The 25,759-nt window shown below is 68.5% G+C and carries 22 protein-coding genes and 1 pseudogene; 6 read left to right on the top strand and 17 right to left on the bottom strand.

The features are described from left to right. From WS95_RS32785 to WS95_RS06710, 3 genes and pseudogenes are all read right to left on the bottom strand, one after another. Positions 1-181: pseudogene (locus WS95_RS32785) on the bottom strand (multidrug transporter); the annotation flags it as partial. After that, a complete protein-coding gene (gene bpeB, locus WS95_RS06715; RefSeq protein ID WP_034208267.1) occupies positions 181-3,381 on the bottom strand; it encodes an efflux RND transporter permease BpeB in 3,201 nt (1,066 codons plus the stop codon). The pseudogene WS95_RS32785 and the gene bpeB, both read right to left, overlap by 1 nt. A 15-nt stretch (positions 3,382-3,396) precedes the next feature. After that, on the bottom strand, positions 3,397-4,671 hold the full coding sequence (locus WS95_RS06710) for an efflux RND transporter periplasmic adaptor subunit (RefSeq protein WP_012329143.1): 1,275 nt from the start codon (positions 4,669-4,671) through the stop codon (positions 3,397-3,399). A gap of 400 nt (positions 4,672-5,071) precedes the next feature. Here WS95_RS06710 and WS95_RS06705 point away from each other — a divergent pair, with 400 nt between their 5' ends. Then, positions 5,072-5,713, top strand: coding sequence for a TetR family transcriptional regulator (locus tag WS95_RS06705; RefSeq protein ID WP_059822925.1), 642 nt, complete (start codon positions 5,072-5,074; stop codon positions 5,711-5,713). 35 nt (positions 5,714-5,748) lie between these two features. Here WS95_RS06705 and WS95_RS06700 read toward each other — a convergent pair whose 3' ends face one another. Beyond that, entirely contained in the window at positions 5,749-6,414 is a 666-nt protein-coding gene (locus tag WS95_RS06700) for a cysteine hydrolase family protein (protein ID WP_034208269.1), read from the bottom strand. A gap of 150 nt (positions 6,415-6,564) precedes the next feature. Between WS95_RS06700 and WS95_RS06695 the strand changes: the two genes are divergently transcribed. Beyond that, complete coding sequence (locus WS95_RS06695) at positions 6,565-7,566, top strand: helix-turn-helix domain-containing protein (protein ID WP_034208270.1); 1,002 nt, start codon at positions 6,565-6,567, stop codon at positions 7,564-7,566. 51 nt (positions 7,567-7,617) lie between these two features. Here WS95_RS06695 and WS95_RS06690 read toward each other — a convergent pair whose 3' ends face one another. From WS95_RS06690 to WS95_RS06665, 6 genes are all read right to left on the bottom strand, one after another. Continuing rightward, positions 7,618-8,325, bottom strand: a complete 708-nt coding sequence (locus WS95_RS06690) for a CoxG family protein (protein WP_059780566.1) — start codon at positions 8,323-8,325, stop codon at positions 7,618-7,620. Positions 8,326-8,353: 28 nt separating this feature from the next. Next, on the bottom strand, positions 8,354-8,713 hold the full coding sequence (locus WS95_RS06685) for a DUF427 domain-containing protein (RefSeq protein ID WP_059780565.1): 360 nt from the start codon (positions 8,711-8,713) through the stop codon (positions 8,354-8,356). A 129-nt stretch (positions 8,714-8,842) separates the two neighbouring features. Continuing rightward, a complete protein-coding gene (locus WS95_RS06680; protein WP_059780564.1) occupies positions 8,843-9,271 on the bottom strand; it encodes a carboxypeptidase-like regulatory domain-containing protein in 429 nt (142 codons plus the stop codon). A gap of 103 nt (positions 9,272-9,374) precedes the next feature. Next, positions 9,375-10,859, bottom strand: coding sequence for a DegQ family serine endoprotease (locus WS95_RS06675; protein ID WP_034208274.1), 1,485 nt, complete (start codon positions 10,857-10,859; stop codon positions 9,375-9,377). A gap of 126 nt (positions 10,860-10,985) precedes the next feature. Next, complete coding sequence (locus WS95_RS06670; RefSeq protein ID WP_059822924.1) at positions 10,986-12,332, bottom strand: ATP-binding protein; 1,347 nt, start codon at positions 12,330-12,332, stop codon at positions 10,986-10,988. Between the two features lie 3 nt (positions 12,333-12,335). Next, positions 12,336-12,998 carry a response regulator gene (locus WS95_RS06665; RefSeq protein ID WP_006481728.1) on the bottom strand — a complete coding sequence of 221 codons (663 nt, stop codon included), beginning with the start codon at positions 12,996-12,998 and terminating at the stop codon, positions 12,336-12,338. Between the two features lie 187 nt (positions 12,999-13,185). Between WS95_RS06665 and dacB the strand changes: the two genes are divergently transcribed. From dacB to WS95_RS06650, 3 genes are all read left to right on the top strand, one after another. Further along, positions 13,186-14,718, top strand: coding sequence for a D-alanyl-D-alanine carboxypeptidase/D-alanyl-D-alanine endopeptidase (gene dacB, locus WS95_RS06660; protein WP_059822923.1), 1,533 nt, complete (start codon positions 13,186-13,188; stop codon positions 14,716-14,718). Positions 14,719-15,085: 367 nt separating this feature from the next. Further along, complete coding sequence (locus tag WS95_RS06655; protein ID WP_059780561.1) at positions 15,086-16,000, top strand: sterol desaturase family protein; 915 nt, start codon at positions 15,086-15,088, stop codon at positions 15,998-16,000. A gap of 96 nt (positions 16,001-16,096) precedes the next feature. Beyond that, a complete protein-coding gene (locus WS95_RS06650) occupies positions 16,097-17,242 on the top strand; it encodes an SGNH/GDSL hydrolase family protein (protein WP_034208278.1) in 1,146 nt (381 codons plus the stop codon). Positions 17,243-17,323: 81 nt separating this feature from the next. Here WS95_RS06650 and WS95_RS06645 read toward each other — a convergent pair whose 3' ends face one another. From WS95_RS06645 to pyk, 6 genes are all read right to left on the bottom strand, one after another. Continuing rightward, positions 17,324-18,352 (bottom strand): L-threonylcarbamoyladenylate synthase, encoded by a 1,029-nt coding sequence (locus tag WS95_RS06645; protein ID WP_059822921.1) that lies wholly within the window; start codon positions 18,350-18,352, stop codon positions 17,324-17,326. An 11-nt stretch (positions 18,353-18,363) separates the two neighbouring features. Further along, a complete protein-coding gene (locus tag WS95_RS06640) occupies positions 18,364-19,560 on the bottom strand; it encodes a 5-(carboxyamino)imidazole ribonucleotide synthase (protein WP_059780559.1) in 1,197 nt (398 codons plus the stop codon). Positions 19,561-19,650: 90 nt separating this feature from the next. After that, positions 19,651-20,172 (bottom strand): 5-(carboxyamino)imidazole ribonucleotide mutase, encoded by a 522-nt coding sequence (gene purE / locus WS95_RS06635; RefSeq protein ID WP_034208281.1) that lies wholly within the window; start codon positions 20,170-20,172, stop codon positions 19,651-19,653. Positions 20,173-20,237: 65 nt separating this feature from the next. After that, positions 20,238-21,128 (bottom strand): phosphoribosylaminoimidazolesuccinocarboxamide synthase, encoded by an 891-nt coding sequence (locus WS95_RS06630; protein ID WP_034208282.1) that lies wholly within the window; start codon positions 21,126-21,128, stop codon positions 20,238-20,240. Positions 21,129-21,361: 233 nt separating this feature from the next. Then, positions 21,362-22,426, bottom strand: coding sequence for a class II fructose-bisphosphate aldolase (gene fba / locus WS95_RS06625; protein ID WP_006481730.1), 1,065 nt, complete (start codon positions 22,424-22,426; stop codon positions 21,362-21,364). Between the two features lie 317 nt (positions 22,427-22,743). After that, the gene (gene pyk, locus WS95_RS06620; protein ID WP_034208283.1) at positions 22,744-24,180 is read right to left on the bottom strand and encodes a pyruvate kinase; all 1,437 of its coding nucleotides are present in this window, start codon (positions 24,178-24,180) and stop codon (positions 22,744-22,746) included. On the opposite strand from pyk, the gene WS95_RS35610 reads away from it, so the two are divergent. Beyond that, a complete protein-coding gene (locus WS95_RS35610) occupies positions 24,179-24,307 on the top strand; it encodes a hypothetical protein (RefSeq protein ID WP_023476234.1) in 129 nt (42 codons plus the stop codon). The genes pyk and WS95_RS35610 overlap by 2 nt on opposite strands. A gap of 157 nt (positions 24,308-24,464) precedes the next feature. On the opposite strand, the gene WS95_RS06615 is transcribed toward WS95_RS35610, so the two are convergent. Continuing rightward, positions 24,465-25,661 (bottom strand): phosphoglycerate kinase, encoded by a 1,197-nt coding sequence (locus WS95_RS06615; protein ID WP_034208284.1) that lies wholly within the window; start codon positions 25,659-25,661, stop codon positions 24,465-24,467. Between the last annotated feature and the right edge of the window lie 98 nt (positions 25,662-25,759).

Below are 25,759 nucleotides of genomic sequence, written 5' to 3'. Positions count from 1 at the left end.
CGGTCGCCGCCTGGCCGTTCGCGCTGCGCGCGCCGGCCGCGCCCGGCTGCGTCGCGTAGACGCCGCCGGCCGGGTACGCCTGCGCGACGGGCGCGTCGGGCCGCTTGTAATGCGGCGCCATCGTGCAGCCCGTGGCAAGGAGCGCGACTGCGATTGCAGTCAAAGCGTGTTTTTGCATCATCACTGTCCCTTGTTGCCTTCGTCGCCGTTGCCCGGCTTCTCTTCGTGGTGCGAGTGCTCCTGAGCCAGGCGCAGCGCCTCGTCGACGTCTTCCTTCTCGCCGCTGAAGATCGCACGGATCTTCACGAAGAACATCGGGATCATGAAGATCGCGAGGAACGTCGCCGTGATCATCCCGCCGATCACGCCCGTACCGATCGCGTGCTGGCTTGCGGAGCCCGCGCCGTTGCTGATCGCGAGCGGCATCACGCCGAGAATGAACGCGAGCGACGTCATCAGGATCGGACGCAGCCGCAGGCGCGCGGCTTCCAGCGCGGCCTCGATCGGCCCCATCTTCTCCGTCAGCTGCAGTTCGCGCGCGAACTCGACGATCAGGATCGCGTTCTTCGCGGACAAGCCCACGGTCGTCAGCAGGCCGACCTGGAAGAACACGTCGTTCTCGAGGCCGCGCATCGTGGCCGCGAGCAGCGCACCGATCACGCCGAGCGGCACGACCATGATCACCGAGAACGGGATCGACCAGCTTTCATACAGCGCCGCGAGACACAGGAACACGACGAGGATCGAGATCGCGTACAGGATCGGCGCCTGCGAGCCGGACTGGATTTCCTGGAACGACAGCCCCGTCCACGAATAGCCGATACCGACCGGCAGTTTCTTCGCGAGCGTTTCCATCGCGGCCATCGCCTGGCCGGTCGACTTGCCCGGTGCGGCCTGCCCCTGGATTTCCATCGCCGACACGCCGTTGTAGCGCTCGAGCTTCGGCGAACCGTACGTCCAGTGACCGGTCGCGAACGCGCTGAACGGCACCATCCCCCCCGACCCGTTGCGCACGTACCAGATGTTCATGTCTTCCGGCGTCATCCGGAACGGCGCGTCGGCCTGCACGTACACCTTCTTGATCCGGCCGTCGGTGTCGAGGAAGTTGTTCACGTACTTCGACGCCCACGCGATCGAGAACGTCTGGTCGATCGCATCCGCCGTCACGCCCAGTGCATTCGCCTTCTCGCGGTCGATGTCGACCTTGTACTGCGGCGTATCGTTCAGGCCGTTCGGACGGACACCCTGCAGCGTCGGATCCTTCGACGCCATCCCGAGCAACTGGTTACGTGCGGCCATCAGCGCGTCGTGGCCGAGACCGGCGTTGTCCGTCAGCTCGAAGTCGAAGCCGGCGGCGGTACCGAGTTCGGGAATCGACGGCGGGTTGAACGGAATCACGAGCGCGTCCTTGTAGCTCCCGTAGCGCCCGAACATCCGGCCGATCAGCGCCTGCACCTTCTGGTTCGCATGCTGACGCTGCGAGTAGTCCTTCAGGCGCACGAACACGAGACCCGAGTTCTGACCACGGCCCGCGAAGCTGAAGCCGTTGACCGTGAACGCCGATTCGACGATGTCCTTCTCGTCCTTCAGCAGGTAGTCGGAAATGTTCGCGAGCGTCTTCGCGGTCGTTTCCTGCGTCGAGCCCGACGGCGTCTGCACGATCACGAACATCAGGCCCTGGTCTTCATCGGGCAGGAACGACTTCGGCAGGCGCACGAACAGCAGCCCGACCGCGACGATCACGACCAGATAGATGATGAGCCAGCGGCCCGAGCGCTTGATCACGTGGTGCACGCCGACGTGGTATTTGTCGCGGCTGTTGTTGAACGTGCGGTTGAACCAGCCGAAGAAGCCCTTCTTCTCTTCGTGATGGCCCTGCGGGATCGGCTTGAGGATCGTCGCGCACAGCGCCGGCGTCAGAATCAACGCGACCAGCACCGACAGCACCATCGCCGACACGATCGTCAGCGAGAACTGACGATAGATCGCGCCGACCGAACCGCCGGAGAACGCCACCGGCACGAACACCGCCGACAGCACGAGCGCCACGCCGACGAGTGCGCCGGTGATCTGGCCCATCGCCTTGCGGGTCGCCTCCTTCGGCGACAGCCCCTCCTCGGCCATCACGCGCTCGACGTTCTCGACCACCACGATCGCATCGTCGACCAGCAGGCCGATCGCGAGCACGAGGCCGAACATCGACAGCGTATTGATCGAGAAGCCGACCATCGACATGATCGCGAACGTGCCGAGCAGCACGACCGGCACCGCGATCGTCGGGATGATCGTCGCCCGCAGGTTCTGCAGGAACAGATACATCACGAGGAACACGAGCACGATACCTTCGAGCAGCGTCTTGACCACTTCCTCGATCGACAGCTTCACGAACGGCGTCGTGTCGTACGGGTACTTCACGACGAGGCCGTGCGGGAAGAACGGTGCGAGCTCGTCGATCTTCGCGCGCACGGCCTTCGCGGTCGCGAGCGCGTTCGCATTGGTCGCGAGCTGGATGCCGAGCGCCGCGGTCGGCTGACCGTTGTACTTCGTGTCGAAGTTGTAGTTTTCGCCGCCGAGGCCGATCTGCGCGACGTCCTTCAGGCGAACCTGCGAGCCGTCCTGGTTGACCTTCAGCAGGATGTTGCCGAACTGTTCGGGCGTCTGCAGCAGCGTCGATTCGGTGATCGTCGCCTGCAGCATGGTGCCCGGCTTCGCCGGCGTGCCGCCGATCTGGCCGCCCGCGATCTGCACGTTCTGCGCGGTGATCGCGGAGCTGACGTCGACCGGCGTGAGCCCGTAGTTGGTCAGGCGGTTCGGGTCGAGCCAGATCCGCATCGCGTACTGCGAGCCGAACAGCGTGACGGTACCGACGCCGTTCAGCCGGCTGATCGGATCCTTCACGTGCGACGCCACGAAGTTCGCGAGGTCGTACTTGTTCATGCTGCCGTCTTCGGAGTTGAAGGCGAGCACCAGCAGGAAGCTGCTGCTCGACTTCGTGACCGACAGACCGAGCTGCTGCACGACCTGCGGCAGAACCGGCGTCGCGAGCGACAGCTTGTTCTGCACCTGGACCTGCGCGATGTCGGCGTTGGTGCCCGGCGCGAAGGTCAGCGTGATCGTCGCGTTGCCCGAGTCGTCACTCGTCGACGACATGTACAGGAAGTTGTCGAGACCGCTCATCTGCTGCTCGATCACCTGCGTCACCGTGTCTTCCACCGTCTTCGCGGAAGCGCCCGGGTAGTTCGCGGTGATCTGGATCGATGGCGGCGCGATCGTCGGATACTGCGCGATCGGCAGCGTGAAGATCGCCGCAACCCCGGCCAGCATCAGGATGATGGCGATCACCCACGCGAAGATCGGGCGATCGATAAAAAACTTTGCCATGAAACAGGCTCCCTGTTATTGCGCGCTCGAGGCAGCGGCAGCACTCGCCGGCGCGGCGCCCGATGCGGCGGCACCGGAAGCGGCAGCGGCGCCGGACCCGGCGGCGGCCGGCGCGGCGGGGGCAGCGGCACCCGAGGCGGCATCGGCCGCCGGAGCGAGCTGCGCGGGGACCGTCTTCACGGTCGCGCCCGGGCGCACCTTGTCGACGCCTTGCACGATCACGTGATCGCCCGCCTGCAGACCGCCTTCGACGATCCAGTTCTGCCCTTGCATGCCGGTGGTCTTCAACGGACGCGGCTCGACCTTGTTGCTGGCGTTCACCACCATCGCGATCGCCTGGCCCTTCTGGTCGTGCGTGACGCCGATCTGCGGCACCAGGAACGCGTTCTCGTTCACGCCTTCCTCGATCCGTGCACGCACGAACATCCCCGGCAGCAGCACGCGGCCCGGGTTCGGGAACACCGCGCGGATCGTCACCGAGCCCGTGGTCTGGTCGACCGTCACGTCCGAGAACTGCAGCTTGCCCGGCTCCGAGTAGGTCTTGCCGTCCTCCAGGATCAGCGACACCTTCGCCGCGCCCGGGCCGCTCGTCTTCAGACGCCCGCTCTGCACGTCCTGACGCAGCTTCAGCCCTTCGAGGCTCGATTGCGTGAGGTCGACGTACACCGGATCGAGCTGCTGCACCGTCGACATCAGCGTCGCCTGGCTCGCCTGCACGTATGCGCCCGGCGTCACCTGCGAGATGCCGACGCGGCCGCTGATCGGCGACACGACATCCGTATAGCCGAGGTTGATCTGCGCGGTGTCGACCGCCGCCTTGCCGGCCGCGACGTCCGCCGCGGCCTGGCCTTGCGTGGCGACCGCGTTGTCGTAGTCCTGCTTGCTGACCGCGTTCGCCGCGACCAGCACCTTGTAGCGCGCGACCAGCGCGTTCTGCGTGACGAGGTTCGCCTGCGCCTTCGCCAGCGTCGCCTTCGCGCTGTTCAGCGCGGCGATGTACGGCGCCGGATCGATCTTGTAGAGGCGCTGACCGGCCTTGACGTCGGTGCCTTCGGTGAATTCACGGCGCAGCACGATGCCATCGACCCGCGCACGCACTTGCGCGACGAGGAATGCACTGGTGCGGCCCGGCAGGTCGGTGAAGACCGGCACGGCTTGCGGTTGGACGGTGACGACGCCGACTTCCGGCGTTTGCGGCGGCGGTGCCGATTCTTTTTTCCCGCACGCGGCCAGGAAAACGGCGGCCGTCGCGACAGTGATTAAGCGGTATGGAACCCGTTCGACGCGCATGGAGCGACCTCTGTGTATAACCAATGGAATAAGTGACGCGCCCGCCAGGAGCGCAACACGGATGCGCCTTGCGGCGCAGATCGAACACCTGAATTACTGGACTGCTAGATACAGCACGTCGGCACGAGACCTCCGTGCCGACGGGGATGCCGCGAACTGCGGACTGATACTAGGGCGGGAATCAGCAGAGTGGGATATTAACTGATTGCCACTTGGGTCATTCGATCGTAGGGTGGTATTGTATATACATTCACGAATGTATGTAAAAAGCCCGTTTGTACTCCGCCGGCTGCCCCGTCTTACAGATTGTTACCAGCAGCAAGCATAGCCGGTCTGCATGACGGCGACGAGGGGTTGCGGACCCTATATTCACCGACGATCGATCCAATCAGGCCTGCACATGGTCAGACGTACCAAGGAGGAGGCGCTCGAGACGCGCAATCGCATTCTCGACGCCGCCGAACACGTGTTCTTCGAGAAAGGCGTATCGCATACGTCGCTCGCGGACATCGCCCACCACGCCGGCGTGACGCGCGGCGCGATCTACTGGCATTTCGCGAACAAGAGCGAACTGTTCGATGCGATGTTCGACCGCGTGCTCCTGCCGATCGACGAACTGAAGCGGATACCGCTCGACGCGCCGGGCGGCAATCCGCTCGACAAGGTGCGCCAGATCCTGATCTGGTGCCTGCTCGGCGTGCAGCGCGACCCGCAGCTGCGGCGCGTGTTCAGCATCCTGTTCATGAAGTGCGAGTACGTCGCGGACATGGAGCCGCTGCTGCAACGCAACCGCGCGGGGATGAGCGAGGCGCTGCACATGATCGACGCCGATCTCGCGGTGGCCGTGGAGCGCAAGCTGCTGCCGGAGCGGCTCGATACGTGGCGCGCGGCGCTGATGCTGCACACGCTCGTCAGCGGGTTCGTGCGCGACATGCTGATGCTGCCCGACGAAATCGACGCCGAGCAGCATGCGGAAAAGCTCGTCGACGGCTGCTTCGACATGCTGCGCTACAGCCCGGCGATGCTGAAGGACCGCGACTGACCGTGGCGTAGGGCGCGCCCGGTCGCCGTGCCGGGTCAGGCCGCCTTCGCGCGATGCGCGCGAGCCCGCCGGTTCGACGCGGCCACCGAATCGCGCGCCGGCATCGGCGCGCCGGCCAGCCCCGCGATCCACGCGTCGGTCGACATCACGGCCGCGAAATTCGACTGGAACACCACCGCGTATGCGCGGTGAATCTCCTCGGCGCTCGCCGCGCCCGCTTCGTTCTCGTAAGGCAGCGCGCCCGTCGCATCGTCCAGGTACTCGACCTTCAGCCCCGCATGCGCCGCGTGATAGACCGTCGACGCATTGCAGTTGTGCGTCATGTAGCCGGCCACCGCGAGCGTGTCGATGCCGTGCGCGTCGAGCCACGCGGCGAGATCGGTGCCGGCGAACGAGCTGGCCTGCGCCTTCTCGATCCGATGCGCGTACGGCCGGCTGGCGACCACCGCGTGCAGCGCGACGCCGTCGGTGCCGGGCGCGAAGATCGGCGCGCCGGCCGGCGCGACGTGCTGAACCACGATCACCGGCACGCCGGCCGCGTGCGCGGCGTCGATCGCGCGGCCGATGTTCGCGAGCGACACGTCGAGCGGCGGATATTCGATCGGCAGGTTGCCCGTCACGTATTCGTTCTGCACGTCGATCACGATCAGTGCGCGGCGGAAAGCGGGACGGGAAGCGGAATGCGGGACGGCGTTCGACATGGCGGGCTCCTGATCGGCGGCGCTGCCCCGCCCCGGAGCGGGGCGGCCAGCAGTGCGATGCGACGCATTGTCGGGCCGCGTGGCGGGCGCCGATAGTGGCCCGATAGCCATTCTTCGATAAAATCGGGCCATCGCTTTTCCGGAGCCGCCATGCTCGCCGCCGCGTCGCCCGCCCCATCCGTTCCGACCGTCGTCGCCGTGATCGCGTACGACGGCATCAGCCCGTTCCACCTGTCGGTGCCGTCGGTCGTGTTCGGCAAGGAGCGCGACGCGGACGCGTCGCCCGCGTTCGCGTTCCGCGTCTGCTCGGCCGAGCGCGGCCCGCTCGCGACGACGGGCGGCTTCACGATCGCCGCGCCGTACGGGCTCGATGCGCTCGACGATGCGGACATCGTCATCGTGCCCTCCTGGCGCGACCCCGACGAAGCGCCGCCCGACGCGCTGCTCGATGCCGTGCGCGCGGTCGCCGCGCGCGGCGCCGAACTCGTCGGCCTGTGTCTCGGCGCTTACGTGCTCGCCGCGGCCGGCCTGCTCGACGGCCGCCCGGCCACCACGCACTGGGCGTGGGCCGACGATTTCGCCCGGCGCTTTCCGCGCGTGAAACTCGATCCCGACGTGCTGTACGTGGACGACGGCAACCTGACGACGTCGGCCGGCACCGCCGCGGGGCTCGACTGCTGCCTGCACGTCGTGCGGCGGCGTTTCGGCTCGGACGCCGCGAACCGGATCGCGCGCCGCCTCGTGATCCCGCCGCACCGGCAGGGCGGCCAGGCCCAGTACGTGCCGCAGCCGGTCGCCGCACATCCGCGCGATGCGCGGCTCGCGGGCCTGCTCGACTGGGTGCGCGCCCATCTCGACGCCGCGCACAGCGTCGATTCGCTCGCCGAGCGCGTGCTGATGAGCCGGCGCACGTTCACGCGCCACTTCCGCCAGGCGACGGGCACGACCGTCACCGCGTGGCTGCAGGCCGAGCGGCTCGCGCGCGCGCGGCATCTGCTCGAAACCACCGGACAATCGATCGACGCGATCGCGCAGGCGGCCGGCTACGGCTCGAGCGTGTCGCTGCGCCAGCATTTCGCGGGCGCGCTCGGCACGTCGCCGTCTGCGTATCGAAGGGAATTTCGCGGCGCTGGAGCCGGCGCCGGACGGTGACGCCCGCCGCGCGGGCGGCGGGCAGGCCGCGACGCGGAGCCGGGCGGCCGGTCAGCCGCCGTTGAACCAGCGTGCCGCGTAAAGCAGCAGCGCGACGAACACGATCATCGCCGCCCAGGCCCACACGGGTATCGTGCCGGAATCGCGATGCCGGAGCGCGCTCGCCGCCCGCCCGCTCAGCGCGCCGCCGAGATGCGGCGGCAGCGCACGCTTCGTCGCGGCCACCAGCGATGCCGGCCGCAGAAATACGTGCTGGCGTCGCTGCGCGGATGAGTTCGCGCGATTCGGCGCGAGGCCGTGCTTCGCCTGCACGACCGCCCCGAACTCGCGGAAGAACGTGTCGGTCCATTCGCGCAGCGCATTGTCGATCTGCCGCCCCGGCAGTTCGGCGAGCGGCCCGCTCGCCGTCGCCCAGACCACGTACTCGATTCGCGTGGCGCTCGCATCGTCATCCGGCATCAGTGCGAGTTCGACCTGGCCGCGCAGTGCGCCGAGGCCGTCGGCCCGCGCCTTGAAGTTGAGCACGCGGCGCGGCCGCCCTTCCGCGTCCCCCTGCTCGGCGGCCGCATGCGCGCGCACGTCGTAGCGCGCACGCAGCGGACCGAGCGGCACCGTGATCGTCAGCGCGAACTCGCCGTGCGCGAGTTTCACGAACGATTCGCAATGGTCGAAGCTCGCCCGCAACAGCGCGAGATCCTCCAGCGCATCCCGCACGACAGGCGGCGCGAGCGGTACGCGTAACGTGTCGTTCAGTTCCATGACGCCTCCCCGATGAACGCGCGCCGCATCAGGACGTCTCGACGAGACTGTCGACCCGTGCGACATCGAAGGCGACGTAGTGCGCCAGCACGGCCGCCGCCTCGTTCGGTTCTTCGTAACTCCATGCGGCGTTCTCGATCACGCCGTCTTCCGTCTGCAAGTCGAAATGCACGGCCTGCCCCCTGAACGGGCAGGCCGACGTGACGCCCGATTTCACGAGCCGGCGCATGTTGACGTCGCTGCGCGGCAGGTAATGGATGTCCGGGAGCCCCGCTTCACGCACGGTCAGCGCGCCGTGCGAATCGGCATAGGTGATGCCGCGATGAATCACGCGCACGCGATGGCGGTTCGGCACGATTTCGAGTCGAGGGTCGGCTGCATCGGACATCGTTTCTCCTTCGGGCGGCCGCCAGGCCGGGGCAGGAAACGAAAAAGCCACGGCACGCATGCCGTGGCTTTCATTATGGGCGAAACTTCGTCCGAGTGCGCGCCCGGGCCCCGGGCCGCGCGCGGCGGGCTACTGCGCACTCCACTGGAACGCGGCTTTCGCGCCGCCCTTCGCGCCGACCGTGACGGCGCGCGATTCGTCGCTGCCCTGGTACGACGCATGCACCGTATAGCGCCCCGGCGGCAGCTTCACCAGCATGTACGGCCCGCGCGCGTCGGTCGCCAGCACCTCGGTGCCCTTGCCGTCGACGATCCGCACATGAACGTCGGCCAGGAACTCGCCGCCCTTGCCGGTGAAGCGCAGCGCCAGCGGCCACGACGCCTCGTTACGCTGGAATGCCGTCGACTGGTCCTTGCCGATACCGCCCGACACGTAGCTGACATCGCCTTGCTGGCTCGCGGCGGGCAGACCGTCCGACTGCGCGTACGCGCCGGTCGCGAGGCCGGCGGTCAGCGCCGCGGCGACGGCAAATCGGGACACGTTGCGTAGATATTGCATGGCTCTCTCCTTGGGGTCGGAACACATACGGGCGCAGCGTCACGCGGTCGCACGGCGACGGCGCCCGCCGCGGCCGGCCAGACCGGCCGTCGGCCGTGGCCGGTCAGCTCAGGTCGACCGGCACGAAGATCTGTGCATTATCGCGCTGGATCAGCAGAGCAAGACTGTTGCCCGCGCCCTTCACCGCGTCGCGCAACTGCTCGGGGCTCGTGACCGGGCGGCCGTTGACCGCGAGGATCACGTCGCCCGGCTGGATGCCCGCGTTGGCGGCCGGCCCGCCGGCCTGCTGCACGATCAGCCCGTGCGACAGGTTGCTGGCGCTGCGCTCCTGCGGCGACAGCGGACGCACCGCGACACCCAGGCGGCCCTGTTCGACCGGCCCGCCGTCGTTCGACGCGAGCTTCGCATCGGACATCGCGCCGAGCGTCACGCTGATCGACTTCTTCGACTTGTCGCGCCAGATCTGCAGGTCGGCCTTCGAACCCGGCTTCAGGTTCGCGATCTGCGCGGGCAGCGACGTCGAATCGGCGACCGGCGAACCGTTGACCGACAGAATCACGTCGCCCGGTTGCAGGCCGGCCTTCGCGGCCGGACCGTTGGCGTCGACCGAGCTGACGAGCGCGCCGTCCGGCTTCTGCAGTCCGAACGAACTCGCGAGCGTCTGGTTCAGCCCCTGCACGGCGACGCCGAGGCGGCCGCGGCTCACGTGGCCCGTCTTCACGAGCTCGTCCTTCACCTTGATCGCCTCGTTGATCGGGATCGCGAACGACAGGCCCTGGAAGCCGCCCGTCTGCGAGTAGATCATCGAGTTGATGCCGATCACCTCGCCCTGCAGGTTGAACAGCGGGCCGCCGGAGTTGCCGGGGTTCACCGGCACGTCGGTCTGGATGAACGGCGTGTAGTTCTCGTCCGGCAGCGCACGCGACTTCGCGCTGATGATGCCCGACGTGACCGTGTTGTCGAAGCCGTACGGCGAGCCGATCGCGACGACCCACTGGCCGACCTTGCTCTGCGCCGGGTCGCCGATCTTCACGGTCGGCAGGCCGCTCGCGTCGATTTTCAGCACGGCGACGTCGGACTGCTTGTCGGAGCCGACGACCTTCGCCTTGTATTCGCGCTTGTCGGTCAGCTTGACCGTGACGACGTTCGCGCCGTCGATCACGTGTGCATTGGTGAGAATGTATCCGTCGGAACTGACGATGAAGCCCGACCCGAGACTCGCGCTCGGCTGGTCGTCCGGCTGCGCGTCGCCGCCCATGCCCGGCACCTGGCCGTAGAAGTGCTTGAAGAACTGGTAGAACGGGTCGCTCGGATCGATCGGCAGTTGCGGTTGCGGCGCGCGCCGCGACACCTGCTTCACGACATGCTTCGCGCTGATGTTCACGACCGCCGGGCCGTAGGTCTCGACGAGCCCGGAGAAATCGGGAATGCCGGTCTTGGCCGCGGCTTCGGCCGGCATCAATGCGGCCGCCTGCGCGGGCGTGATGATCTGCGGATCGGCGCGGCGGGTGCCGGCGAAATAGCCGGCCGACAGGGCAGCCGCCACGGCGACCGCGACGGTGCCGCGCGCAAGGAATCGGGTGTTCATCGTAGGACCTCCTCTTTGTTAGGACGCAGCGTAACGACCCTGACTTAAAGGAGGCTTAATCAGCCTTAAGCGGGGCTTAAGCGGCTGCCGGCACCCGGCCCGCGCCGCCCTCGCCGGACGCCCCCTTCAGACGGATTCGGAAGGCTGCGGCGCCGGGGCCGGCATCTCGGCATCGCGGAACACGACGCTGACGAGCAGGCCGCCCGCGGCCGCATCGCCGAGCGACACCGTCGCGCCCTGCTGCGCGGCCACACGCTTGACGATCGCGAGCCCGAGCCCGCTGCCCGACACGTCGGTGCGCGCGCGCGCCGTGCTGTCGCGATAGAAGCGGTCGAACACGCGCTCGCGCTCGGCCGCCGGAATGCCCGGCCCGCTGTCGGCGATCTGCACGCAGGCGCGGCCGGCCGCGTCGCGCGTCAGCGACACGTCGATGCGGCCGCCGTCCGGCGTGTACTTCACCGCGTTGTCGAGCAGGTTGCCGAACATCACGCGCAGCGCGCCGACGTCCGCGACGACGCTCGCCGCACACGTTTCCTCGAAGCCGAGATCGATGTCGTGCCGCTGCGCGAGCGGCGCATGCGCGGCCACGCATTCGGCGAGCAGCGCCTGCAGGTCGACCGGTTCGCGCATCGTCGCGCCGTCCGGCTCGGCGCGCGCGAGCGCGAGCAGTTGCTCGGTGAGACGCGTCGCGCGCGACACGCCGTCCTGGAGATCCGCGATCGCCTCGCGGCGCGACGCATCGTCCTTCGCACGGGCGACGAGCTGCGCCTGGATCTGCACGGCCGCGAGCGGCGTGCGCAATTCGTGCGCGGCGTCGGCGACGAACGCCTTTTGCGTGTCGAGCGCCGCCGACAGCCGCGCGAGCAGCCCGTTCAGCGCGCGCACGAGCGGCTGCACCTCGAGCGGCAGGCGGCCGTCGGGCAGCGCATCGAGCGCTTCCGGCCGGCGCGCCTCGACCGCGCGCGTCACGCGGGCGAGCGGCGCGAGCCCGCGCCCGACGATCCCCCACACGGCCGCGCCGAGGAACGGCAGCAGCACGATCAGCGGCCACAGCGTGCGCAGCGCGACGTTCGCCGCCAGCCGGTTGCGCACCGACAGCGGCTGCGCGAGCTGCACGACGTTGTCGCCGACGATCGCGCCGTACACGCGCCATTCGCCGCGATCGGTGCGCTCGGTCGAGAAGCCGAGCTCCGCGCGCGGCGCGATCGGCGCGCGCGGATGCGAGAAGTACATCAGCACGCCGTTGCGATTCCAGATCTGGATCACGATGCCTTCGTCGCCGTTGGTGCGCGAACCGAACACCTGCGAGAACGGCTCCGACGGCAGCGCCGCGGCGATTTCCTGCAACTGGTAGTCGAACAGCTCGTTCGCTTCGGCGAGCGCCTGCCGGTAGATGAGCCAGCCCGCCATGCCCACGCCCGCGACGACGATCGCGAGCAGCCAGATCAGCAATTGATGACGAATCGACCGCACGCGTCAGCTTTCCTTGACGACCATGTAGCCGAGCCCGCGCACGTTGCGAATCAGGTCCGAGCCGAGCTTCTTGCGCAGCGCGTGGATATAGACCTCGACCGTGTTGCTGCCGATCTCCTCGCCCCAGCCGTACATCTTCTCCTCGAGCTGGCTCTTCGACAGCACCGCGCCCGGCCGCGCGAGCAGCGCCTCGAGCAGCGCGAACTCGCGCGCGGACAGCGCGACGGGCGCGCCGTCGAGCGTCACCTGGTGCGACGCGGGATCGAGCGTGAGCGCGCCGTGGCGGATCAGCGACTCGCTGCGCCCGGCCTGGCGGCGGATCAGCGCGCGCATGCGCGCGCCCAGCTCGTCGAGATCGAACGGCTTGACGAGGTAATCGTCGGCGCCGGCGTCGAGCCCCTTCACGCGATCGGCGACCGCGTCGCGCGCGGTGACGATCAGCACCGGCAACGCCAGCCCGCGCCCGCGCAGCGTGCGCAGCACGTCGATGCCGTCGCGCTTCGGCAGGCCGAGATCGAGCAGCAGCAGATCGTACGTCTCGCCGCCGAGCGCCGTGAGCGCGGCGTCGCCGTCCTGCACCCAGTCGACCGCGAAGCCGTCCGAGCGCAGCGCCTTGCGCACGCCTTCGGCAATCATTCGATCATCTTCGACAAGCAGAATCCGCATCGGGACAGGCATCCATGGGCGAGTCAAACACGGCGACCATTGTAGCGCCGCGCATCGCGTGCGCGGCACCGTGCAATGCAACAGTAAGGCGGATTGCAAGGGGCCAGCCCCGACTTGTCTCTACAATGTGCGCTTCGGCGCCCCCCGCGCGTCCTGCCCGAGCCCCCTGCTTTTCCCGTATTCGCCCATGCCGATTTCCGATCTTTCCGCCCGGTTCGTCCCCCGCGCCCGCGTCTGTCTGCGGGCGGCCGCCGTCGTCGCCACGTGCACGGCCCTCGCGTTCGCGCCGTCCGCGCAGGCCCGCAAGAAGTCCCACAAGGAAGCGCGCAAGACCGCCGTCGTGTCGCCGGCCGCGCGCGCGGCCGGCCTGCCGGCAACCGTGCTCGTCGCGCTGCAGCGCGCGAAGGTGCCGGCGTCGGCGATGAGCGTCGTCGTCGAGCGCGTCGGCGATCCGCAACCGCTGATCGCATGGAATGCGAGCCGGCCGATGCTGCCGGCCTCGACGATGAAGCTCGTGACGACCTTCGCGGGCCTGTCGATCCTCGGCCCCGACTACCGCTGGCGCACGACCGCGTACACGGACGGCACGGTCGACCCCGACGGCACGTTGCAAGGCAACCTGTACATCAAGGGCACCGGCGATCCGAAGCTCGTGCCCGAAGAACTGATCGACCTCGTCGACAAGCTGCGCAAGGCGGGCGTCAAGCGCGTGGCCGGCGGCCTCGTGCTCGACAAGAGCTATTTCGCTGCGTCGACGCGCGACCTGCCGTCGTTCGACGACGATGTCAGCGCGCCGTACAACGTCGGCCCCGATCCGTTGCTGTATGCATTCAAGGCCGTGTCGTTCACGGTCACGCCGGGCGATGACGGCAAGGTCGCCGTCGACGTGCTGCCGCCGCTCGCGAACCTGTCGATCGACAACCAGCTCGTCGAAGGCTCGGGTTCGTGCAGCGCGGCCGCCGCGGCTGCGCGCCCGACGCTGACGGCCGGCGGCGGGATCATGACCGCATCGTTCGCCGGCGACTACCCGCTGCGCTGCGGCGCGCACACGACCAACCTCGCGATCCTCGATCACACGACGTTCTTCGCACGCGGCTTCCTCGCGCTGTGGCAACAGGACGGCGGCACGATCGCGGGGCCCGTGAGCGAAGGCAAGGTGCCCGTCACCGCGCGGCCGCTCGCCGTGCATCACAGCCCGGTGCTCGGCAGCATCGTCTACGACATCAACAAGTTCAGCAACAACGTGATGGCGCGCAACTTGTTCCTCACGATCGGCGCGGTCAGCGGCAAGCCGCCCGCGACGCCCGAGCAGTCGAGCCGCGCGATCCAGGCGTTCCTGCAGAAAAACGGCATCGCGATGCCCGACCTCGTGCTCGAGAACGGCTCGGGGCTGTCGCGCGAAGAGCACGTGAGCGCGCTGTCGCTCGCCGCGCTGCTGCAGGCCGCGAACGCGAGCCCCGTCGCGCAGGCGTTCGTCGATTCGCTGCCGATCGCGGGCATCGACGGCACGATGAAGAACCGCCTCACCAACGCGGGCGTGCTCGGCAACGCGCACATCAAGACCGGCACGCTGCGCGACGTGCGCGCGATCGCCGGCTACGTCGCCGGTGCGGACGGCCAGAGCTACGTCGTCGTCAGCTTCATCAACAACGATCACGCGGAAGGCGCGCGCGCCGCGCACGACACGCTGCTCGAGTGGATCTACGCGGGCGCGCACTGACGATCCGTGCGGCGTGCAACGTGCGGCGTGCAACGTGCGGCATGCAGCGCGCAGCGGGCCGTCGCGACAGGGCGACCTACGCGCCCCACGCACCGCGTCGCCCGCGAAAATCTCGCGCCGCGCGGTTTGAAACGCCCGCGCCACCGTCGCGCGACGCCCCGTGCGCGCGCCGCGCCCGCAAAACGGGGCCGCACCGCCCGGCCCCGTGCAGTACGGGTTCCGTAGAAACCCTATCCTCTGAGGGAACCCTCTACGCTGCCCCCTCGCCTAGCGCGTGGCGATTGCGTAGGCTGTTGGCCTGACCGATATCTACAACGGGCCACACGCCCGGCCTCATGGCTTGCAGGGGAACGAAGGAGACACGCCCATGCGATTCGACGTCGAATTGCTTCTGCTCGCGCTGGCGCCCGTCTTCCTGCTCTGCATCGCGTGGGAGGCCTGGCACTTCGCCCGCACCCGCGCGCAGGACCGCATCTATGCGTGGCGCGACACGCTGTGCAACGCGGCGCTCGCGCTGATGCACCAGGGCGCCGACAAGATCGCCTGGTTGTTCGTGATTCCCGTCTATGCGTACTGCTACCGCCACTATCGCGTCTACACGTGGCACGACGGCTGGCTGTCGTTCGCGGTGCTGTTCGTCGCGCAGGACTTCCTCTACTACGTGTTTCATCGCGCGAGCCATCGCGTGCGCTGGCTGTGGGCCGCGCACGTCGTGCACCACTCGTCCGAACGGATGAATTTCTCGACCGCGTTCCGCCAGAGCCTGATGTACCCGATCGCGGGCATGTGGCTGTTCTGGCTGCCGCTCGCGTTCGTCGGCTTTCCGCCGCAACAGATCGTCGGCATCGTGCTGATCAACCTCGCGTTCCAGTTCTTCGTGCACACGCAGGCGATCGGCAAGCTCGGCTGGCTCGAATACGTGCTGAACACGCCGTCGATCCACCGCGCGCACCATGCACGCAACGCGCGCTACATCGACCGCAATTACGCAGGCGTCCTCGTGATCTGGGATCGCCTGTTCGGCAGCTATGTCGAGGAAACGCCCGACGATCCGCCGCGTTACGGAATCGTCGAGCGGCTCGGCTCGAACAACCCGCTCGTCGCGACGTTCCACGAGTGGGCGGCGATGGCGTCCGACGCGTGGCGCGTCGGCGGATGGCGCAACAAGCTGCGCGCGATTTTCGGCCCGCCCGAATGGGCGAGCGCTTATCATGCGCAGGTCGCCGAGGCCGCGAACCCGGATCCGCGCACCGTGCCGCAAGCGGTTGCGCGCGACCGATAAACCGTTTCAGCCAACGGCCGCCGCGCAGCCCGGAACCGAGCAGGCACGCGGCAGATGAGAAACACATCAGGGCCATATCTACGAGGAGATCGAACGATGCAGACACAACAACACGCACCTTCCCGCACGCGCCGGCGCATGCTGCGCACCGCGCAAGTCGCGATCGCCGGCGCCGCGCTCGCGCTGCTCGCCGCATGCGGCGGCGGCGACGACAACAACGGCAGCAGCGCGTCGAACACGCCGCCGTCGGGCGTGAAGATGCAGATCGTGTCGTTCGGCGACAGCCTGTCCGACGTCGGCACCTACTCGCAGATCAAGCTCGGCTTCGGCGGCGGCCGCTTCACGACCAACCCGGGCCAGGTCTGGACGCAGGACGTCGCCCAGTACTACGGCGACACGCTGCAGCCCGCGAACCAGGGCGGCTTCGGCATTCCGCTGCAGGCGACGGGCGGCCTCGGCTACGCGCAAGGCGGCTCGCGCGTGACGCTGCAGCCGGGCATCGGCCATGCGGACGCCAGCGTGCCGAACCCCGACTACGCCCAGGCGACGACGACGCCGATCGCCGACCAGGTCAAGCAGTACCTGACGCAGCACGGCAGCTTCAACGCCGGCCAGATCGTGCTGATCAACGGCGGCGCGAACGACATCTTCTACCAGGCCCAGGTCGCGCAGGCGCAAGGCAACACGCCGGCCGCGCAACTCGCGGCGGCGCAGGCGATCGGCCTGGCCGCGCAGCAGCTGGGCGGGATCGTCCAGCAGATCGTCGCGGCGGGCGCGACGCACGTGTTCGTCGCGAACGTGCCGGACATCGGCGGCACGCCGCTCGCGCTGCAAGGCGGCGCGAGCACGCAGGCCGCGTTCACGCAACTGTCGGGGCTGTTCAACAAGACGCTCGTCGGCACGCTCGCCGCGCTGAAGGTCGACCCGACGAAGTACGTGGTGGTCGATTCGTTCACGTGGCAGGACGGCATCGCGGCCAACTACCAGGCGAACGGCTTCAGCGTGTCGAATACGGACACCGCGTGCAACCTGAAGGCGATGGTGCAGGCCGCCACGCAGTACGGCGTCGCGAATGCGACCGCGTTCGGCTCGTCGCTGTTCTGCTCGCCGCAGACGTACACGGTCGCGAACGCGGACCAGACCTACATGTTCGCCGACACGGTCCACCCGACGACGCACCTGCACGCGCTGTTCGCGCAATACGTCCAACAGCAGATCGCGAAATCCGGCGTCGGCAAGTAAGCCGCCGGCCACGCACCCAAACGAAAACGCCCGACCGGTTCGCCGGTCGGGCGTTTTTCATTCGGCAGGCGCCTGCGTGCGTCAGTCGCGCGCTTCGAATGCCGCCGCCGCGCGGCCGAGGCGATCGTTGACCGCGATCCATTCGACGGTCTCGGGCAGCTTTTCGACGAGGATGCGCGCGACCTGCGCGCGATCGAGCGCCCGCAGCATCCCGTACAGGTCGCGTGCATAGGCCTGCGGGTCTTCCGGTGCCGCGACGAAATGCACGCCGTCGGCCTGCGCCCAGTGTCCTGCCCGCGACGCGCGGGCGACGAGCGCGACGCGCTCGCCGTCGGTTTGCGCGGCCGCGAGCAGCGGCTCGAGTGCGTCGAACGGCAGCAGCGCGAGCGGCGTGCGCGGCGCGTAATGCGCTTTCAGCGTGCCCGACGCGCGCGGCGCGGTCGCGTCGCTGCCGTCCGGCAGCTTCGGCGCGCGGCCGAGCACGTCGGCGATCTGCCGAGGCGTCACGTGGCCCGGGCGCAGCAGCGCCGGGAAGCCGCGCGACAGATCGAGGATCGTCGACTCGATGCCGACTTCCGATGCGCCGCCGTCGAGCACGTGCACGGTATCGCCGAATTCGTCGCGCACGTGTTGCGCGGTCGTCGGGCTCACGTGGCCGAACCGGTTCGCGGACGGCGCGGCCACGCCGCCGTGGCCGCCGCGCCGCGCGCTGAACGCGGCCAGCAACGCCTGCGCGACCGGATGCGACGGACAGCGCAGCCCGACCGAATCCTGCCCGCCGCTCACGGCATCCGGAATACGCGCATGACGCTTCAGAATCAGCGTGAGCGGCCCCGGCCAGAACGCATCGATCAGCGCGTGCGCGTCGGCCGGCAGATCGTCGGCCCAGTAGCCCGGATCGCCGCCGGGCGGCAGATGCACGATCACCGGATGGTTCGCGGGCCGCCCTTTCGCCGCATAGATGCGCGCGACGGCCTCGGGATTCGCCGCGTCGCCGCCGAGCCCGTAGACGGTTTCGGTCGGAAACGCGACGAGCTGGCCCGCGTCGAGCAACGCGGCGGCCGCGTCGATCTGCGCGGGCGTCACGTGCTTCGGGAGATCGATGGACATCGGCCCGCGCCTCAGTCGAGCGGCACGCGCAGCAGTTGCGCGCACGCGTTGGCGGCAGCGACGGCTTCGTCGCGCGTCTCGGCCGTGAAGTTCACGTGGCCCATCTTGCGGCCGACGCGCGCTTCTTCCTTGCCGTACAGGTGCAGGTGCGCGGCCGGCATCGCGGCGACCGCGTCCCACGGCGGCGTGACGGCATCGGCTGCCGCGCCGTCGGGAAACCACACGTCGCCGAGGATGTTCAGCATCGCGGCCGGCGAATGCTGGCGCGGGTTGCCGAGCGGCATGCGCGTCATCGCGCGCACCTGCTGCTCGAACTGGCTCGTTGCGCACGCATCGACCGTGTAGTGGCCGGAGTTGTGCGGGCGCGGCGCCATTTCGTTCGCGACGAACGAGCCGTCCTCCAGCACGAAGAACTCGACGCACAGCACGCCGACGTAGCCGAGCGTATCGGCGATCCGCACGGCCGCCTGCTGCGCCTCTTCGACGCGCGCGGCATCGGCCGCCGGCGCCGGCACGACCGTCAGCGCGAGGATGCCGTCGTGATGCACGTTCTGCGCGAGCGGGAAGGCGGCCGAGCGGCCGTCCGCGCCGCGCGCGATCAGCGCCGACACCTCGTATTTCAGCGGCAGGCGCTTCTCCAGCACGCACGGCACGCCGCCGAGCGCGGCATGCGCGTCGCGTGCTTCCTGCGCGGTGGCGACGCGCACCTGGCCCTTGCCGTCGTAGCCGAGGCGGGCCGTCTTCAGGATGCCCGGCAGCACCGCGTCGAGCGCGGCATCGTCGAGCGCGGCGAGCGCCGCCGCCGATTCGATCACGACGTGCGGCGCGACCGGCACGCCCGACGCCTCGATGAAACGCTTCTCCGCGATCCGGTCCTGCGCGACCGCGACGCAGCGGCCGGCCGGCGCGACGAACGTCGTGCGCGCGAGGAAATCGAGGCTCGCGGCCGGCACGTTCTCGAATTCCGTCGATACGGCCTCGCACAGGTCCGCCAGTTCGGCGAGTGCGGCTTCGTCGTCGTACGCCGCGCGCAGATGGCGATCGGCGACCGCGCCGGCGGGGCTCGCCGGATCGGGATCGAGCACGGCGACGCGATAGCCCATCGACTGGGCGGCAAAGCAGAACATGCGGCCGAGCTGGCCACCGCCGACCATGCCCAGCCACGCGCCGGGCAGGATCGGGGAAACGGAATCAGGAGTTGCGGTCATGTCAGTGGTCGGTCGCGGCGGAACGCGGAAATGCCCGCCGCAGTAGGAAAATCCGGCGCCGGCCGCATCGTGCGGCCGCGCGCCATGCCGTCATGCCAGCGGCGGCAGCACCATCGCGTGCGCGGCTTCGTTCTGGCGCACGCGGAACGCCGCGAGCCGGTTCGCGTAGTCGACCGAGTTGCCGGACAGGATCGACACCGCGAACAGCGCGGCGTTCGCGGCGCCGGCCTCGCCGATCGCGAACGTCGCGACGGGCACGCCCTTCGGCATCTGCACGATCGAGTGCAGCGAATCGACGCCCTTCAGGTACTTGCTCGCGACCGGCACGCCGAGCACCGGCACCGTGGTCTTCGCGGCCAGCATGCCGGGCAGGTGCGCGGCGCCGCCGGCGCCCGCGATGATCGCGCGCAGCCCGCGCTCGCGCGCCTTCTCCGCATAGTCGAACATCTCGTCGGGCATCCGGTGCGCGGACACGACCTTCGCTTCGTACGGCACGCCGAATTCCTGCAGGATCGCAACCGCGTTCTTCATCACGTCCCAGTCGGAACTCGAACCCATCAGCACGCCGACGAGCGGCGCGCTGTGCGTGTGGGCAGTTTGCTTTTCATTCATTTCGTGTGTTCCTGTCGACCGGAGCGAGTGCTTCAGCACTGACTCCGGTCCCATGCAAAGCTCCGTCAGGCGAGCGCCTGGCCCGTGATGCGCTCGAGCGCTTCCTGGTACTTCGCGGCCGTCTTCTCGACGACGTCGGCCGGCAGAGCCGGCGCCGGCGCCGTCTTGCCCCACGGCTGCGCCTCGAGCCAGTCGCGCACGAACTGCTTGTCGAACGACGGCGGGTTCGTGCCGACTTCGTACTGATCGGCCGGCCAGAAGCGCGACGAATCGGCGGTCAGCACTTCGTCCATCAGGTACAGCTTGCCGTGGTTGTCGAGGCCGAATTCGAACTTCGTGTCGGCGATGATGATGCCGCGCGTCGCCGCGTAATCGGCCGCTTCCTTGTACAGGCGAATCGAGATGTCGCGGATCGTCGCGGCCAGCTCGGTGCCGATGCGGCGCTCGGTTTCCTCGAACGTGATGTTCTCGTCGTGCTCGCCCATCTCGGCCTTCGCGGCCGGCGTGAAGATCGGCTCGGGCAGCTTCTGCGCGTTCTGCAGGCCTTCCGGCAGCTGCACGCCGCACACGGCGCCCGACGCCTGGTATTCCTTCCAGCCGCTGCCGGCCAGGTAGCCGCGCACGACCGCTTCGATCATGATCGGCTCGAGACGCTTGACGACCACGCCGCGGCCCTTCACCTGCTCGACCTCGTCGGCCGCGACGACCGCTTCCGGCGCGTCGCCCGTCAGGTGATTCGGCACGATGTGCGCGAGCTTGTCGAACCAGAAGTTCGCCATCTGGTTCAGCACGCGGCCCTTGTTCGGAATCGGCTCGCCCATCACCACGTCGAAGGCCGACAGGCGATCGGTCGTGACGATCAGGAGCTTGTCGTTGCCGACCGCGTAGTTATCGCGAACCTTGCCGCGACCGAGGAGCGGCAGCGAGCGGAGCGTGGATTCGTAAAGGGTAGACATCGTCTTTTCGCAGATAAGGAGCCAAACAAAAAGGGAAACGCCGTTCCCCGCGGCAGGCGGGAACGGCGGTCTTGCAATACGTCGGCGAACCGGCGGGCGCAGCGCCCGGACGGCTGCCGGCCGGCCCTCGTTCGGCCGGACGGAACGGCTGCCGGGGCCGGACCGGATCCGGCCGGCCTGGCGGCCCGCCCATGCCCGGCGGCAGAACCGGGCGGGGCAATCGTACTACAGTCTCAGCGCACGACCTGTGCGAGCGCGCCCGACTTGTACTGCTCGGCGATCTTGTCGAGCGACACCGGCTTGATCTTGCCGGCCTGGCCTTCGCAGCCGAACGCGAGGTAACGGTCGACGCAGACCTTCTTCGCGGCTTCGCGCGCGGGCTTCAGGTAGTCGCGCGGATCGAACTTGCCCGGATTCTCGAACAGGTAGCGGCGGATCGCGCCGGTGATCGCGAGACGCAAGTCGGTGTCGATGTTGATCTTGCGCACGCCGTGCTTGATGCCTTCCTGGATTTCCTCGACCGGCACGCCGTAGGTTTCCTTCATGTCGCCGCCGAATTCGCGGATCTCGGCCAGCAGTTCCTGCGGCACCGACGACGAACCGTGCATCACGAGGTGCGTGTTCGGGATGCGCGCGTGGATTTCCTTGATGCGCTGGATCGACAGGATGTCGCCCGTCGGCTTCTTCGAGAACTTGTACGCGCCGTGCGACGTGCCGATCGCGATCGCGAGCGCATCGCACTGCGTGAGCTTCACGAAGTCGGCGGCTTGCTCCGGATCGGTCAGCAGCTGCTCGCGGGTCATCGTGCCTTCCGCGCCGTGGCCGTCTTCCTTGTCGCCCTTCATCGTCTCGAGCGAGCCCAGCACGCCGAGCTCGGCTTCGACCGTCACGCCGATCGAGTGCGCCATCTCGACGACCTTGCGCGACACGTCGACGTTGTACTCGTACGACGCGACCGTCTTGCCGTCGGCTTCGAGCGAACCGTCCATCATCACGCTGGTGAAGCCGCTGCGGATCGCGGCCGTGCAGACCGCCGGCGACTGGCCGTGATCCTGGTGCATCACGACCGGAATGTGCGGATACGATTCGACCGCCGCTTCGATCAGGTGGCGCAGGAACGGCTCGCCCGCATACTTACGCGCGCCGGCCGATGCCTGCATGATCACGGGCGCGCCGACCTGATCCGCCGCCGCCATGATCGCCTGGACCTGCTCCAGGTTGTTCACGTTGAAGGCCGGCAGGCCGTAACCGTGCTCTGCCGCGTGGTCCAGCAATTGACGCATTGATACGAGAGGCATTGTGGAACTCCTTGGAATGAAAACCGGTGCGCCCTGACGCCGGCGCGGCGCTCGCTCCCGGTCCAGACCGGGGCGGCACGGCGCGGCTGAGCGTCGAATAGCCGCATTTTATCGCGAAGCGCCTCCGATTCCGACCGCCCGGTAGCGCCCGCTCGCAATTTGTTACGTTCGCACGGCACAATCCGGCCAAAAAGGAGAAAAAAAGCCGCGCGGGGCTTCGGACCCCGCGCGGCTTTCGCGCAAAAAACGGTGCCGGATCGATTCCGGCCGAGCCGGGCCGCAGGCCGCGAGCCGGCTCGATGCGGCTCGGGCGACGCTCAATAATGCTCGCCGACCCGCACGATCTTCAGCGTGTTGGTGCCGCCCGCCTGCCCCATCGGCTCGCCGACGGTCAGCACGACCATGTCGCCGTGCTGCACGTAACCCTGCTTGACGACGATCTCGAGCGCCGCCTGCAGCGCCGAATCGCGGTCGCTGTTGAAGTCGACGTGCAGCGGCGTCACGTTGCGGTACAGCGCCATCGTGCGCTCGCTGCCGACGCGCGGCGTCAGCGCGAAGATCGGCACGTGCGTGTAGTGGCGCGACATCCACAGCGCGGTCGCGCCCGATTCGGTCAGCGCGACGATCGCCTTCGCGCCGAGGTGATACGCGGTGAACAGCGCGCCCATCGCGATCGACTGGTCGATCCGCGTGAACGTGCGGTCGAGGAAATCCTTGTCCAGCTCGACGTGCTCCGACTTTTCCGCCTCGACGCATACGGCCGCCATCGTCTCGATCGTGACGACCGGGTACTTGCCGGCGGCCGTCTCGGCCGACAGCATCACCGCGTCGGTGCCGTCGAGCACCGCGTTCGCGACGTCCGACACTTCCGCGCGGGTCGGCACCGGTGCGTAGATCATCGATTCCATCATCTGCGTCGCGGTGATCACGAGCTTGTTCGACTCGCGCGCCATCCGGATCATCCGCTTCTGCAACGCCGGCACGGCCGCGTTGCCCACTTCCACCGCGAGGTCGCCGCGCGCGACCATGATGCCGTCGGATGCGTCGAGGATGCTCTGCAGCGCCGGAATCGCTTCCGCGCGCTCGATCTTCGCGATCATCTTCGGCTTGATGCCGTACGGCGCACCCGCGATGTTCGCGAGCTGGCGCGCCATTTCCATGTCGGTGGCGTTCTTCGGGAACGACACGGCCACCAGGTCCGCGCCGAGCGACATCGCGGTGCGGATGTCCTCCATGTCCTTCGCGGTCAGCGCCGGAGCCGACAGGCCGCCGCCCTGGCGGTTGATCCCCTTGTTGTTCGACAGCTCGCCGCCCACCTTGACGGTCGTGTGAATCTCGTCGCCGAGCACGCGCTCGACGGTCAGCACGATCAGCCCGTCGTTCAGCAGCAGCAGGTCGCCCGGCTTCAGATCGCGCGGCAGTTCCTTGTAGTCGAGGCCGACGCGCTCGTCGTTGCCGAGTTCGCAGCCCGCATCGAGGATGAACGGCTGCCCCGGCACGAGCGTGGTCTTGCCGTTCTCGAACTTGCCGACGCGGATCTTCGGGCCCTGGAGGTCGGCCATGATCGCGATCTCGCGGCCGACCTTGCGGGCGGCCTCGCGCACCATTTCGGCGCGCTGGCGGTGATCGTCGGCCGTGCCGTGCGAAAAATTGAGCCGCACGACGTCGAGGCCCGCCTGCATCATCTGCAGCAGAGTCTCCGGCGAACTGGAGGCCGGGCCGATCGTGGCGACTATCTTGGTGGCGCGCTGCATGAAACTCCTCATCTGGATCAAGGTGGATGCGCTGGGTGAAACGCTGCGAGAGCCGGAAGCGGCAGGCCCAGCGGCGGCCGCTCCGGGGAGCGTGCCGGTGCTTGCGCCCGGCATCGCTTTGTTCTGAATCTCGTGGTGCTGCACGGCCGCGTCGCCGGCGGCCGCCGGTGCGCGCGGGGCGGTGTTCGCCCGCGCGGGCGCGCGTTTGCGCTTGCCCGCGCCGGCCGGCTGCTCCGCTTTCGCGGAGCGCGCGGCCTTCGTCGCCCCTGCGCGCGTCGCCACGCTCAGGCCGCCCGCGTTTCGAGCACTTCCACCGCCGGCAGCTTCTTCCCCTCGAGGAACTCGAGGAAGGCGCCGCCGCCCGTCGAGATGTAGCTGACCTGGTCGTGGATGCCGTACTTCGCGATGGCCGCGAGCGTGTCGCCGCCGCCCGCGATCGAGAACGCGGACGACTTGGCGATCGCTTCGGCGAGCGTCTTCGTGCCGTTGCCGAACTGGTCGAACTCGAACACGCCGACCGGGCCGTTCCAGACGATCGTGCCGGCCTTCTCGAGCTGGCTGGCGAGTGCCTTGGCCGTATCGGGGCCGATGTCGAGAATCATGTCGTCCGCTTCGATGTCGGCGACCTGCTTCACCGTGGCCGCGGCCGTCGGCGAGAACTCCTTGGCGGTGACCACGTCGGTGGGGATCGGCACCGACGCGCCGCGCTCGCGCGCTTCGTCGATGATCGCCTTCGCCTCGGCGACGAGATCGGCTTCCGCGAGCGACTTGCCGATCGACAGGCCGGCCGCGAGCATGAACGTGTTCGCGATGCCGCCGCCGACGATCAACTGGTCGACCTTGCCGGCCAGCGACTTCAGGATGGTCAGCTTGGTCGACACCTTGGAACCGGCGACGATCGCGACCAGCGGGCGCGCCGGGTTGCCGAGCGCCTTGCCGAGCGCGTCGAGTTCGGCCGCCAGCAGCGGGCCCGCGCACGCGACGGGCGCGTACTTCGCGATCCCGTGCGTGGTCGCTTCCGCGCGGTGCGCGGTGCCGAACGCGTCGTTCACGTACACGTCGCAGAGCTTCGCCATCTTTTGCGCGAGCTCGTCCGAATTCTTCTTCTCGCCCTTGTTCACGCGGCAGTTCTCGAGCAGCACGACCTGGCCCGGCGCGACGTTCACGCCGTTCTCGACCCAGTTCGACACGAGCGGCACGTCGCGGCCGAGCAGTTCGCCCAGACGCTTCGCGACCGGCGCGAGCGAGTCTTCCGGCTTGAATTCGCCTTCGGTCGGACGGCCGAGGTGCGACGTGACCATCACGGCCGCGCCGGCGTCGAGCGCGGCCCGGATGGCCGGCACGGACGCGCGCACGCGCGTGTCCTCGGTGATGTTGCCGTGATCGTCCTGCGGGACGTTCAGGTCGGCACGGATGAACACCCGCTTGCCGGCGAGCTGGCCGGCGGCGATCAGGTCGGTGAGACGCTTGACTTGGCTCATGTTGAACAGATTGAAGTAGTGGATGGGGAAAGGGGGTTCACGCTGGACGTGCGCGGGCTGCCGCGAAAGGGCGCCGGATGCGGCCGTGGCTGGCGGTT

Source organism: Burkholderia sp. MSMB1826 (genome assembly GCF_001526325.1).
GTDB lineage: Bacteria > Pseudomonadota > Gammaproteobacteria > Burkholderiales > Burkholderiaceae > Burkholderia.
The sequence above is the reverse complement of the archived record's forward strand: the minus strand, read 5'-3'. Positions and strand labels throughout refer to the sequence as shown.

Bases quoted from the DNA above. Each gene is read 5' to 3' on its own strand.
- bpeB (WP_034208267.1), bottom strand. From the start codon at position 3,381: ATGGCAAAGTTTTTTATCGATCGCCCGATCTTCGCGTGGGTGATCGCC.
- WS95_RS06710 (WP_012329143.1), bottom strand. From the start codon at position 4,671: ATGCGCGTCGAACGGGTTCCATACCGCTTAATCACTGTCGCGACGGCC.
- WS95_RS06705 (WP_059822925.1), top strand. From the start codon at position 5,072: ATGGTCAGACGTACCAAGGAGGAGGCGCTCGAGACGCGCAATCGCATT.
- WS95_RS06700 (WP_034208269.1), bottom strand. From the start codon at position 6,414: ATGTCGAACGCCGTCCCGCATTCCGCTTCCCGTCCCGCTTTCCGCCGC.
- WS95_RS06695 (WP_034208270.1), top strand. From the start codon at position 6,565: ATGCTCGCCGCCGCGTCGCCCGCCCCATCCGTTCCGACCGTCGTCGCC.
- WS95_RS06690 (WP_059780566.1), bottom strand. From the start codon at position 8,325: ATGGAACTGAACGACACGTTACGCGTACCGCTCGCGCCGCCTGTCGTG.
- WS95_RS06685 (WP_059780565.1), bottom strand. From the start codon at position 8,713: ATGTCCGATGCAGCCGACCCTCGACTCGAAATCGTGCCGAACCGCCAT.
- WS95_RS06680 (WP_059780564.1), bottom strand. From the start codon at position 9,271: ATGCAATATCTACGCAACGTGTCCCGATTTGCCGTCGCCGCGGCGCTG.
- WS95_RS06675 (WP_034208274.1), bottom strand. From the start codon at position 10,859: ATGAACACCCGATTCCTTGCGCGCGGCACCGTCGCGGTCGCCGTGGCG.
- WS95_RS06665 (WP_006481728.1), bottom strand. From the start codon at position 12,998: ATGCGGATTCTGCTTGTCGAAGATGATCGAATGATTGCCGAAGGCGTG.
- dacB (WP_059822923.1), top strand. From the start codon at position 13,186: ATGCCGATTTCCGATCTTTCCGCCCGGTTCGTCCCCCGCGCCCGCGTC.
- WS95_RS06655 (WP_059780561.1), top strand. From the start codon at position 15,086: ATGCGATTCGACGTCGAATTGCTTCTGCTCGCGCTGGCGCCCGTCTTC.
- WS95_RS06650 (WP_034208278.1), top strand. From the start codon at position 16,097: ATGCAGACACAACAACACGCACCTTCCCGCACGCGCCGGCGCATGCTG.
- WS95_RS06645 (WP_059822921.1), bottom strand. From the start codon at position 18,352: ATGTCCATCGATCTCCCGAAGCACGTGACGCCCGCGCAGATCGACGCG.
- WS95_RS06640 (WP_059780559.1), bottom strand. From the start codon at position 19,560: ATGACCGCAACTCCTGATTCCGTTTCCCCGATCCTGCCCGGCGCGTGG.
- purE (WP_034208281.1), bottom strand. From the start codon at position 20,172: ATGAATGAAAAGCAAACTGCCCACACGCACAGCGCGCCGCTCGTCGGC.
- WS95_RS06630 (WP_034208282.1), bottom strand. From the start codon at position 21,128: ATGTCTACCCTTTACGAATCCACGCTCCGCTCGCTGCCGCTCCTCGGT.
- fba (WP_006481730.1), bottom strand. From the start codon at position 22,426: ATGCCTCTCGTATCAATGCGTCAATTGCTGGACCACGCGGCAGAGCAC.
- WS95_RS35610 (WP_023476234.1), top strand. From the start codon at position 24,179: ATGAAACTCCTCATCTGGATCAAGGTGGATGCGCTGGGTGAAACGCTG.
- pyk (WP_034208283.1), bottom strand. From the start codon at position 24,180: ATGCAGCGCGCCACCAAGATAGTCGCCACGATCGGCCCGGCCTCCAGT.
- WS95_RS06615 (WP_034208284.1), bottom strand. From the start codon at position 25,661: ATGAGCCAAGTCAAGCGTCTCACCGACCTGATCGCCGCCGGCCAGCTC.